Below are 6,887 nucleotides of genomic sequence, written 5' to 3'. Positions count from 1 at the left end.
GCGCGCAGCGCCCGCGCCCGGCAGGAGCGCCGCGCCACCGCGTCCCGGCGTCCACCGACGCCCGAGCCGGCACCTCGCAGCGTCATCAAGCGGCGGCTTCCCCGCATCGGCAATCCCAAGCGGCGCCTGCGTTTCGGCATGGCGATCGTGCTGCTCATCTTCGTGGTCGCCGGGGGGCGGCTGGTGCAGCTCCAGGTGACCGACGCCGCGGCCTACGCCGCCGACGCCCTGAGCCAGCGCCTCCAGGAGGAGATCATCCCCGGCTCCCGGGGCTCCATCCTGGACTCCAAGGGGCAGCAGCTGGCCTTCAGCGCCGCCGCGCGCTACATCTACGCCGACCCGCCGCTCATCAAGGACCGCGAGAAGGCGGCCCGCGAGCTCACCCCGCTGATCGGGGTCCCCGAATCCACCCTGTTGAAAGCCATGAAGCCCCGCAAGACGCCGCAGGGCACCCCGTCACGCTTCGAGTATCTGGCGCGCGGCGTGGACGTCTCGGTGGGCAAGAAGATCCAGAAGCTGAACATCCAGGGCATCCACGTCGCCTACGACGAGCGCCGCGAGGTGCCCGGGCACGACCTGGCGTCCAACCTCATCGGCTTCACCGGCATGGACGGCGAGGGCCTGGCCGGCATCGAGGCGTCCTATGAGGACACTCTGCGGGGCCGCGACGGCGACCGCAAGTACGAGGTGAGCGCCAGCGGTCAGGAGATCCCCGGCGGCTTCCACCACGAGGACGCCGCGCACCCCGGCAGCGACGTCGAGCTGACCATCGACTCGGACCTGCAGTACCAGGTGCAGCGCATCCTGTCCAAGACGATGTCCAGCAAGCACGCCGAGTTCGCCTCGGCGGTGGTGCTGGACACCAAGACCGGCCAGGTGGTGTCGATGGCCAGCGCGCCCAGCTACGACGCCGCCAACCCGTTGAAGTACAACGACAAGGACCGGGTGAACTGGGCCTCCAACGCGGTGGTGGAGCCCGGCTCGATCCACAAGGCCGTCGTGATGGGCGCGGCGCTGGACTCCGGGGTCATCAAGCGCGACAGCCAGGTCATGGTGGCGCCCACCAAGACCGTGGGCGGCAACACCTACCGCGACACCCACTACCACGTGACGCGGCCCATGACGATCGGCGGCATCCTGGCCTATTCGTCCAATGTGGGAACCATCGACGTGGCCAAGAAGCTCGGCGCCGAGCGGCTGTACAAGTACCAGAAGAAGTTCGGGCTGGGCTCCGCCAGCGGCGTGGGGATCGCGGGCGAGGCCGACGGCATCGTGCGCGACCCGAAGACCTGGCAGGGCAGCGACTTCGCGTCCATCCCGATCGGTCTCGGCGTGGCGGTGACGCCGTTGCAGATGGCCGCCGGCTACAACGCCATCGCCAACGACGGCATGTACGTCCAGCCCAGCGTCGTCAAGTGCACGGTGTCGCCCGACGGCACCAAGCACCCGCTGGACGCGCCGTCGACCCACCGGGTCTTCACGAAGAAGACGGCCCAGGACCTGCACTACCTGTTGCAGGGGCCCGTGGTGGTCCCCGACGGCACCGGGACCCTGGCCCGCATCGACGGGTACAACGTGGCGGGCAAGACCGGCACCGGCCAGCTGGTGCGCGACGGCAAGTACGCGCCCGGCGAGGTGGCGTCCATGGTGGGCTTCGCACCCGCCGAAAAGCCCCGCTACACCGTCGCGGTGTTCGCCTACACCCCCGGAGGTGGCGGCGGACCGGTGACCGGCAACGCGTTCCACGACATCATGCAGTACACCCTGGGCCACTACCGGGTCCCGCCGTCGACGGAGAAGCCCGCCGACATCACGGTGTATCCGTGACCTCGGCGGGCGGGTGTATTCGGAAGGGATGACGCCTCAGGCGGGCGAGCCGAACCAGGCGGCCAGCGCCTTGTCGAGCCCCTCGGCGGTGTCGCCGGCCCAGGCGATGTAGCCGTCGGGGCGCACCAGCAGCGCCGCGGCGGGTGCCTCCTTTGTGGAGGCCACGACGGTCGTGACGCGGCCGTCGTAGCCCCGGGCCGCCGCGCGGATCTCGGCGTCCTCCGACAGGTCCAGCAGCAGCCCGCGCCCCTCGCGCAGGTGGTCGTTCAGCGCGCTGCCGTCGGCCAGCTTGAGGTTGTCGGCGCTGTCGCCCACCAGCGGGTGACCGCCGCCCATGTCGTAGCCCTGCCAGATCCCGGAGATCTTCTTCGACACGTAGGTGGAGCCGTCGGCGGTCTCCAACAGGTCGGCCATGACCGCGCGCATGGCCCGGGCGTGGCGGTCGGGCCGCATGATCGACACCTGGGCCCGGTTCCAGTCCAGCACCCACGCGCCGATCGGGTGGCGCTCGGTGGTGTAGGTGTCCAGCAGGCCCTCGGGCGCCCAGCCCTGGACGGTGGCCGCCAGCTTCCACCCCAGGTTCATCGCGTCCCCGAAGCTCAGGTTGAGGCCCTGCCCGCCGAAGGGGGAGTGGACGTGCGCCGCGTCGCCGGCCAGCAGCACCCGCCCCTTGCGGTACGTGGAGGCCTGGCGGGCGTTGTCGGTGAAGCGGGTGGCGCTGTGGATCTTGGTGACGGTGACGTCCACGCCGGTGACGTTACGGATGCTGGCCTGGACCTCGTCGACGGTGATGGGGGCGTCGCGGTCGAGGCTCGGCACGCCGAACTCCACGGTGAGGACCCGACCGGGGAACGGACCGAACACGTACACGCCGGTGTCGGTGGTGTTCCAGCCCCGCCGCAGGCCCTCGCTGCCGTCCATGTCCACCACCATCTGGTGGCCGGTGATCTCGCCGTCGGTGCCGGGGAAGTCGAAGCCGGCGGCCTTGCGCACCGGCGAGCGCCCGCCGTCGGCGCCCACCAGCCACGCCGCGCGCAGCTCGCCGTCCGAAGTGGTCACCGTCACGCCGTCAGCGTCGGCGTCGCAGCCTTCGAAGCCGACGCCGCGCCGCAGGTCGACCCCGAGCCGCGCGGCGCGCTCGCTGAGGATCTCCTCCAGCTGCGCCTGCATCACCATCCGCACCTCGCCGGCGGGACCGAGCCCCGCGAAGTCGGGGTCGGTGTCGTCGATCTCCTCGCCGGTGAACCAGATCCCGGCGAAGTGGCCCATGTGGCGGGGAACGCTCATCAGCTGCTTCGCGCCGTCCGCGCCGCCGAACATCTTCTCGAGGGTCGCGGTCTGGACGGCCTCGGCCGCCTCCAGCAGCCCGCGGCGATCCAGCGCCACGGCGGTGGGGACGTTGATGGCGCCCGCCTTGATGGTGGAGTCGATGTCGGACAGTCGCTCCAGGAGGACGACGTCGACGCCCGCGAGCCGCAGCTCGCAGGCCAGCATGAGGCCGGCGGGGCCGGCGCCGACCACGACGACGTCGGCGTCGAACCGGGTTTTCGTGAGGGTTGAGTTCTCGTTCATGGGATTGACTTTACCAGGTTCAGTCTTGTACCGAGTAAAGTGCCGGTATAGTGAGGGAATGGACGCCTCGCCCGACACCCCGACCGCGGATCGCCGCGAGCGCAAGAAGGCCGCCACGCGGCAACGCATCGCGGACGTGGCCACGATGATGTTCGGGGAACGAGGCTTCGACGCCGTGACGGTCAACGAGATCGCCGAGGCCGCCGACGTGTCCAAGGTGACGGTGTTCAATCACTTCGCCCGCAAGGAGGACATGTTCTTCGACCGGATGCCGCAGGCGCGCGAGCTGCTCGCCCAGACCATCAAGACCCGCCCCAAGGGACGCACCGTGGTGTGGGCGGTGCGCCGCATGGTGCAGACCCACATCAAGGAACAGCACCCGCTGCTGGGCCTGCGGGAGCGCTATAGCGGCTTCTGGCAGGTGGTCGCCGACTCCCGGGCGCTTCAGGTGCGCGCCCGCGAACTCGGCGACGAGATCGAGGCGTTGCTCGCCGAGCTGATCCTCGCCGAGGGACAGGTCGACGAGCGCCACGCCCGGCTGACCGCGGGCTGGATCATGACGGCGATCCGCACCGGTCTGCTCACCGCCGTGGCCCGCGTGATGGCCGACGACCCGATCGAGGCGATCAACAAGGACTACGCGGCGTTCATGAAGCGCTCCCTGATCGCCGTGGAGTTCGCCGCGAAACTCGCGTGAGCCCCGAACCCCGGTGCGGCACAATGTGGCCATGTCGACCGAACTCGTCGCCCGCGCCGCCGCCAACAACGCCGCCTGGTGCCAATCGATGTGCGCCGCCCACGGCCTGCCCGGCGAGCTCGGCGAGCACGCCTGGACCAGCCCGCGCCGCACCCCGCGGTTCTACCCCGACGCCGTCACGCTGGACGACCGCGCCACGGTCGAGGACATGTTGTCGCGAGTGGACAACTCGGCGGGCTGCTCGATCAAGGACAGCTTCCACCTGCTGGACCTGACATCCCACGGCTTCTTCGAGCTCTTCTACGCACAGTGGATCCACCGTCCCGGCGACGCCGCGGCTCCGTCGGCCGCCGCCGACGAACGATGGCGCGTCATCGATGACCCCGAGGCGCTGTCCGAGTGGGAACGCCTGTGGGCCGACGACGACAAGTACCCCTCCGACCCGCTGTTCGTCCCCGAACTCCTCAACGACCCCACGGTGTCCGTCGTCGGCGGCTACAGCGGCGACGAGCTGATCGGCGGGGCCGTCCTCAACCTCGGCGGAGGCGGCGTCGGCATATCCAATGTGTTCACGCTGCGCTCCGACTCGGCCGCCAGCTGGGCCGGCGCCCTGTCCGTGGCCGGCCAGCGCCACCCCGGCCAGGCCGTCTTCGGCTACGAACCCGTCGAATACCTCGACATGGTGGCCGAGTTCGGCTTCTCCCCGATCGGGATGCTGCGCATCTGGTGGCGCCGCAAATAACACCGTGATCGGCAGCGGATACGGCGGCGGGGTGCCGCCGAACTCCGGGCACCGATCCTTGAAGTGGCACCAGCCGCACAGCCCGCTGCGCTTCGGACGAAAGTCGCCGCGGGTCACCGCCTGCCCGATCGTGCGCCACAGGGCGTCCACGGCCCGCTCGGTGGCCCGCAGCTCCTGCTCGGTGGGGGAGTAGTCCACCACCTGGCCGTCCTTCAGGTAGATCAGCCGCAGCACCCGCGGAATCACGCCCCTGGTGCGCCACAACGCCAGGGCGTAGAACTTCAGCTGGAACGCCGCCTCGGCCCGAAACGCCTCGCGCGGCAGCCCGCCGGTCTTGTAGTCCACCACCCGGATCTCGCCGCCGGGCGCCACATCCAGCCGGTCGATGTACCCCTTGAGCCGCACCCCGTCGTCGGTGACGGCCTCCACCAGGCACTCCCGCTCGGCCGGTTGCAGCCGCTGGGGATCCTCCGTCTCGAAATAGGTCTCCACAAGGGTGCGAGCGTCGGCCAGCCAGTCGGACTCGATGCCCTGAACCGCCGCGGCGGCGTCGGCGTCGGAATCCTTCAGCCGCTTCCACTCCGGCTCCACCAACTCCACCGCCCGCGGCCTGGTGCGCTCGGCCGCGGCCAGGTGGTACAGGCGCTCCAACACCGCGTGCACCAGAGTCCCCTTCACCTGCGCCGCGGACGTCGGCTCGGGAAGCTTGTCGATGGTGCGGTAGCGGTACTTCAACGGACAGGACTTGAAATCGTTGGCGCGCGAGGGCGACAGCGACACCGGGGCCGAAGCCGACGACGAGGACATGCCCCCACAGTATTGCCTCCCTGTGACGCCGCCGGTGCTTGGTGGCTTCGGCGGGTCGGCGGCTGCGTACCATCGACGCGATGGATGAAGAACCGAACCGCCCGACCACAACCGGCCTGCGCATCGGCCGCGTCATGGGCGTTCCGGTGATCATCAGCCCGTCATGGCTGGTCCTGGCGGTGCTGGTGACCGTCATCTACTCCGATGTGGTGCGCAACGCGCTGCCCGACCTCCCGGTCTCCCTGATCTACCTGGTGAGCTTCGGATTCGTCGTCACCCTGTGCGGATCGGTGTTCCTGCACGAACTCGGCCACGCCCTGGTCAGCCGCCACTACAAGATCCCGGTGCGCAGCATCACCCTGGAGATGCTCGGCGGGCACACCGAGATGGGCGCCGAGGCCGAGCGGCCCGGCATCGAGGCCGGCATCGCCCTGGCCGGTCCCGCGGTGTCGCTGGTGCTGGGTGGCATCGGGGTCGCCGTGCTGGTCCTGGTGCAGCCGTACACCCTGGGCTGGCAGTTCGCCTTCCAGGTGGCCGCGTGCAACATCATCGTCGCGGCCTACAACGTGCTGCCCGGCCTGCCGCTGGACGGCGGACGGGCACTGCGCGCGCTGGTGTGGGCCGTCAAGGGCGACAAACACCTGGCGTCCAAAGTGGCCGGATGGGCGGGGAGGGTTGTCGCCGTCGTCACCGCCGCCGCCGGGGCGGTGCTGTTCGCGGCGTCCATCGTCACCCCCATCGGGGTGATCTTCGCCCTGCTGATCGCCGGCGTGCTGTGGCTGGGCGCCAGCCGCGCCATCCAGATCGGCACCCTGGGCGCCCGCTTCCACCTGCTGGACGTCGACCGGCTCACCCGGCCCGCCGCCACCGTGCCCACCGGGACCCCGCTGGCCGAGGCGCTGCGCCGCATGAAGGACGAGCAGGCCTGGGGCGTCATCGTGGTCGACTCCGCCGACCGCCCCGTCGCCCTGATGCACAGCGCCGCGGTGCAGGCGGTGCCCGAGGACCGCCGCCCCTGGGTGGCCGTCGACGACGTCTCGCGCGGTCTCGACGACGGGAACACCTGGCAGCGGTCCTGGCACGGCGAAATGGTGGTGGCGGCGATGCGGCGCCATCCGTCCAATGAATATGCTGTCGTCTCCGCCGGTGACGCGCCGGGAGTGGTGCGCGCCGCCGACATCGCCGACGTGCTCGACCCGCGCAAGCCGGCATCCGACGATTCAACGACGCGATAGGAGGGCG

General features: G+C 70.3%; 5 protein-coding genes and 1 pseudogene. 4 read left to right on the top strand and 2 right to left on the bottom strand.

The window, feature by feature from the left end; all coding sequences use genetic code 11:
- Nucleotides 1-1,827 (top strand): peptidoglycan D,D-transpeptidase FtsI family protein (locus VE172_RS05730; RefSeq protein WP_324798407.1); only part of this gene is annotated, 1,827 nt, incomplete at its 5' end.
- Between the two features lie 36 nt (nt 1,828-1,863).
- Here the strand turns inward: VE172_RS05730 and VE172_RS05725 are convergent.
- Complete coding sequence (locus VE172_RS05725) at nt 1,864-3,399, bottom strand: FAD-dependent monooxygenase (protein WP_324798405.1); 1,536 nt, start codon at nt 3,397-3,399, stop codon at nt 1,864-1,866.
- Nucleotides 3,400-3,457: 58 nt separating this feature from the next.
- On the opposite strand from VE172_RS05725, the gene VE172_RS05720 reads away from it, so the two are divergent.
- Entirely contained in the window at nt 3,458-4,096 is a 639-nt protein-coding gene (locus tag VE172_RS05720; RefSeq protein ID WP_324798403.1) for a TetR/AcrR family transcriptional regulator, read from the top strand.
- 31 nt (nt 4,097-4,127) lie between these two features.
- On the top strand, nt 4,128-4,838 hold the full coding sequence (locus tag VE172_RS05715; RefSeq protein WP_324798417.1) for a hypothetical protein: 711 nt from the start codon (nt 4,128-4,130) through the stop codon (nt 4,836-4,838).
- Here VE172_RS05715 and VE172_RS05705 read toward each other — a convergent pair.
- Nucleotides 4,818-5,645 (bottom strand): annotated as a pseudogene (locus VE172_RS05705) (RecB family exonuclease); the annotation flags it as partial. The gene VE172_RS05715 and the pseudogene VE172_RS05705 sit on opposite strands and share 21 nt — an antisense overlap.
- Before the next feature lie 80 nt (nt 5,646-5,725).
- On the opposite strand from VE172_RS05705, the gene VE172_RS05700 reads away from it, so the two are divergent.
- Nucleotides 5,726-6,880 carry a site-2 protease family protein gene (locus VE172_RS05700; protein WP_324798400.1) on the top strand — a complete coding sequence of 385 codons (1,155 nt, stop codon included), beginning with the start codon at nt 5,726-5,728 and terminating at the stop codon, nt 6,878-6,880.
- Nucleotides 6,881-6,887: the final 7 nt, after the last annotated feature.

Origin of the sequence: Stackebrandtia sp. (genome assembly GCF_035643755.1) — a bacterium.
Taxonomy (GTDB): domain Bacteria; phylum Actinomycetota; class Actinomycetes; order Mycobacteriales; family Micromonosporaceae; genus Stackebrandtia.
Note: the sequence above shows the minus strand (reverse complement) of the source record. Positions and strands in the feature narration are given on the sequence as shown.